Below are 3,956 nucleotides of genomic sequence, written 5' to 3' on the forward strand. Positions count from 1 at the left end.
GATTCATTGGAGCAAGCCGAAAGGCAAGCCTATTGGTTGAGGATACCTAAGAGCTGGGTGCGGTGAAAGTCGCACGCCCAGTTCGGAAGCGGAGGTGCCCTGGGTAATACCAGGCATCGACCGTAACCGAGAACTACGTTATTTCTAAGTGTTTAAGTTCCTACCTGGGGATGCGTAGCTAGTCCCCAGCTCTAGAACTCAGTTATTAAACAGACGTAGTTGAGTTAGGTCGGTGTAACTGAGAAAGTACCGAGAAATAACATTGACGTTCGCGAAGCGTGTGCGAAGCACTCAGCTAACTTTACCCTAGCAATAGGAGAAAACACAATTATGCGTGTCTTTGTACTCAACAAGAATCGACAACCTTTAGACCCCTGTAAACCTGCGAGAGCAAGAATTTTACTTTCATCAGGCAAAGCAAAAGTCTATCGTCGTTACCCATTTACTATAATTTTGACGGAGGAAATAAAGGAACCAATCACTCGCGAACATCAATTAAAAATAGACCCTGGCGCAAAAACAAGCGGTTTAGCTATTGTCCAAGGGAAGCGAGTAATCTGGGGAGCCGAACTTACCCATAGGGGCTTTCAAATACGAGATGCTTTAACCTCTCGCAGGCAATTAAGGCGCAGTAGACGGAATCGCAAGACTCGATACCGCAAGCCCAGGTTTCTTAATAGAACCAGACCAAAAGGTTGGCTAGCTCCTAGTCTGATGTCTAGAGCTCAAAATATTTTAACTTGGGTTAAAAAGCTGACTCGATTATGTCCTGTTACAGGAATCTCTCAAGAGTTGGTCAGATTCGACACTCAGAAACTGCAAAACCATGAAATATCTGGGATCGAGTATCAGCATGGTACACTTTACGGTTATGAACTTCGGGAATATTTACTTGAAAAATGGAATCGTAAATGCGCTTACTGCGGAGCGGTGGATACTCAATTAGAAATCGAACATATCAAGCCCAAATCTAAAGGCGGCTCTGATCGGGTTTCTAATTTAGCGATTGGCCGTAGGCCACGCTACGCGAACGCTTGTCATCCATGCAATCAGGCTAAATCAAATCAAGACATCGAGCTTTTCCTGTCCAAAAACCCTAGTCTCTTAAAACGCATACTAAATCAGGCTAAACGTCCCCTAGCTGATGCGGCTTCTGTTAATACTACCCGCTGGAAGTTGTACCACGAACTAAAATCAATAGGATTGCCACTTGAGGTAGGTAGCGGCGGATTAACTAAATTTAATAGGTGTCGTCAAAATCTTCCGAAAACCCATTGGCTGGATGCGGCGAATGTAGGAAAAGTTGAAACATTGATTATTGAAGTAACCCATCCTTTGATAATAACCGCCAAGGGGCACGGCACTCGTCAGCTCTGTAGAACAAATAAGTATGGGTTTCCCACTCGTCATTGCTCCAGAATCAAGTTTCACAAAGGTTTTCAAACAGGCGATATCGTTCGTGCTGTAGTAACCAAAGGAAAAAAGATCGGTACTTATGTAGGACGGGTTGCAACCAGAAAATCAGGGTCTTTCAACATCTCGACTAAATCAGGATTGGTGCAGGGCGTCAGTCACAAATACTGCCAATTTATTCACAGGAAGGATGGTTATGCCTATACAAACTAAACCCTGTCCTCCCTTTCCTGAGTGCCTGTCACCTGGGGAAACCCCAGGTGTTTATATGGCACGTCTCACCGCGTGCGTCAAAGATTATAGCGGGAGACGACCGGGAGGCAGTCAGGCTCCCTGCTCCCTACTCCCTGTTCCCGATTCCCGATTCCCGATTCCCTGTTCCCTTCCCCCAAATAGTAAACTAGAAACCAAACCATCCAAATCCACCAATCGATTCACTGTGACTAGAAGCCGCGAACCATTTCCCAGTCTGCTGCTGTATCACGCCTTGAAGTGGTCAGTGGTTAGCCCTTTAATCCATACCTATTTCCGGGGTCGCATTTATGGTGCTAAACATGTACCAACCTCGGGACCCCTGGTGGTGGTGAGTAACCATGCTAGTGACTTTGACCCACCGATTTTATCCAATTGTGTGGGACGTCCAGTAGCCTTTATGGCCAAGCAAGAATTGTTTCGTGTCCCAGTCCTGAAACAGGCGATTCGATTGTATGGTGCTTACCCGGTTAAGCGAGGCTCAGCAGACCGGAGTGCCCTGCGTTCTGCCCTCAATTGCCTCAAGAATGGCTGGGCCGTTGGTGTGTATTTGGATGGCACCCGCAGAGCCGATGCTCGGATTCATAACCCCAAGCTTGGTGCCGCCTGGATTGCAGCCCAAGCCGAAGCCCCCCTGCTGCCCGTTACTTTGTGGGGAAGTCAAGCAATTGTAAAAAAAGGTTCTTTGATGCCACAGTCTGTACCCTTAACCGTGCGCATTGGTAAGCTGATTGATCCTCCTGGCTCCAGTAACCGAGACGAATTGCAAGCTGTGACCCAACAGTGTGCTGCAGCGATTAATGCCCTCCATGATTTAGGACGTTGATTATGTGGAAGTAGGGAGTAGGGAGTAGGGAGTAGGGAACAGGGAATAGGGAACAGGGAATAGGGAGCAGTTACTGTTTGACCCGGTGGTGCGTTACGGGACGGGGGTTCTAACCAATGCACAGAGGCGGAAAATCATGGCCAGCCCGTCCCTCACACACCCTAGGTCCTACTTTTGCAAGAGGTCTATTACTTGATTCAGCAACGCCAGTTTATCTCGCTTTTTCGCTACCTAATTGCAAGGCTTTAGTTTGCGCTTGAAGATTGAGGTCACGCCTAGTAGACCGATGGCTAGTAAGCTGAAAGTAGAAGTTGGTTCAGGTACTGATACCTGCTCAATATTGATAAGAGCATATATTTGGTTTGGGTTTCGGGTAAAATCACCATTTACATAATTCGGTAAATCGAGGAATCCTCCTTGTCCAGGCTCTTTAAGTAGGGGATGTGTCCTAATCAATGCATCTTCTGGTTTTCCCTGACGAAAAGCTCCAAAAAATCTCTCTGGTGGATTGAATATAATTGGTGTAGTGCTTACATCTTCAATGTTTTCCTCCGTCCCCGCATCAAACACATCAGCACCCCGAATTTCAATTTTTTGAGGTAGAAAAACCCCATCGGGGGAGAAGAGTGTTATGGGGTCTACATCGCCAACAAAGCCATCATGGGAGGGAAGAACCATTGCAGCATAACTGACAGAGGTCTGAATAGTAGGATCGATATCGACGAAAAAGGAAAATTCACTACCTCCTCCAAACCCAAAAACGTTGGCAAATGCGATGCTTTGTAATCCATCCGGTTCCGAAGCAGCAAACAAGGCGGCCAAAGTGTCATCTGGTGGAGGCAGTGTAGCTCCAAAAAATGTCGCTAAGTTAGCTAATTCTTTAAATTCTGGAGTTATTAGCTCTAAACCAACAATTCCGTCTTCAGCAATAATCTCTAATGGGAGAGAAGCCTTCTCTCCAGGGGTAAAAGTATCAAAGCTCCCATCATGAAAACCAAACCAAAAAGGGCTAAAGAAAACACCTTGTTCCACCGATGTATTCTGTACTGTCACCTTCAAGCTTAGTGCTTGCGCAGATGTTCCTGTCAAAACAGTTAATCCTAATGCAATTGATGAAGCAAAAATAGAATTGAGTAGATTCACACTACTTTTAGTAAGTCTATCCATGTTCAAAAACTCAGAATGGTAAAAAATTCAGTATCAACAGTATTCTAAACTTTCCTATCTGTTTCGGTGATTAGAACTAGGTTTGGTTAAAGGCGGATTCAGGGGATGCGATCGCCCCCTAAGAAGCAGGGCTGTTTCATTCTCGCCAAAAATAGATGGGGAGATGGGGAGATGGGGAGATGGGGAGAATTTTGGACAAATAGTCGGAATTTTGGCCAAATTTATCTAACACTCATAGAAGGCTGAATCACGAATTGTTAGTCATTGGAGTTGCTTCCTCCCAACTAATTTGTCAGAT

Annotated in this window: 4 protein-coding genes; 3 read left to right on the plus strand and 1 reads right to left on the minus strand. The window is 45.7% G+C overall.

The window, feature by feature from the left end:
- Window positions 1–330: 330 nt before the first annotated feature.
- Together iscB and F6J99_RS42925 are read left to right on the plus strand one after the other, a co-directional pair.
- Window positions 331–1,626 carry an RNA-guided endonuclease IscB gene (gene iscB, locus F6J99_RS42920; RefSeq protein ID WP_293123020.1) on the plus strand — a complete coding sequence of 432 codons (1,296 nt, stop codon included), beginning with the start codon at window positions 331–333 and terminating at the stop codon, window positions 1,624–1,626.
- Window positions 1,627–1,852: 226 nt separating this feature from the next.
- The gene (locus tag F6J99_RS42925; RefSeq protein WP_070394602.1) at window positions 1,853–2,491 is read left to right on the plus strand and encodes a lysophospholipid acyltransferase family protein; all 639 of its coding nucleotides are present in this window, start codon (window positions 1,853–1,855) and stop codon (window positions 2,489–2,491) included.
- A gap of 231 nt (window positions 2,492–2,722) precedes the next feature.
- On the opposite strand, the gene F6J99_RS42930 is transcribed toward F6J99_RS42925, so the two are convergent.
- Window positions 2,723–3,634, minus strand: coding sequence for a spondin domain-containing protein (locus tag F6J99_RS42930; RefSeq protein ID WP_293123023.1), 912 nt, complete (start codon window positions 3,632–3,634; stop codon window positions 2,723–2,725).
- Between the two features lie 129 nt (window positions 3,635–3,763).
- Here F6J99_RS42930 and F6J99_RS42935 point away from each other — a divergent pair, with 129 nt between their 5' ends.
- The gene (locus F6J99_RS42935; protein ID WP_293123026.1) at window positions 3,764–3,904 is read left to right on the plus strand and encodes a hypothetical protein; all 141 of its coding nucleotides are present in this window, start codon (window positions 3,764–3,766) and stop codon (window positions 3,902–3,904) included.
- The last annotated feature ends 52 nt before the right edge of the window (window positions 3,905–3,956 follow it).

It is taken from the genome of Moorena sp. SIO4G3, assembly GCF_010692305.1.
GTDB lineage: Bacteria > Cyanobacteriota > Cyanobacteriia > Cyanobacteriales > Coleofasciculaceae > Moorena > Moorena producens_A.

What these genes read in the sequence shown, in the direction of transcription:
- iscB (WP_293123020.1), top strand. Translation starts at nt 331, where the DNA reads ATGCGTGTCTTTGTACTCAACAAGAATCGACAACCTTTAGACCCCTGT.
- F6J99_RS42935 (WP_293123026.1), top strand. Translation starts at nt 3,764, where the DNA reads ATGCGATCGCCCCCTAAGAAGCAGGGCTGTTTCATTCTCGCCAAAAAT.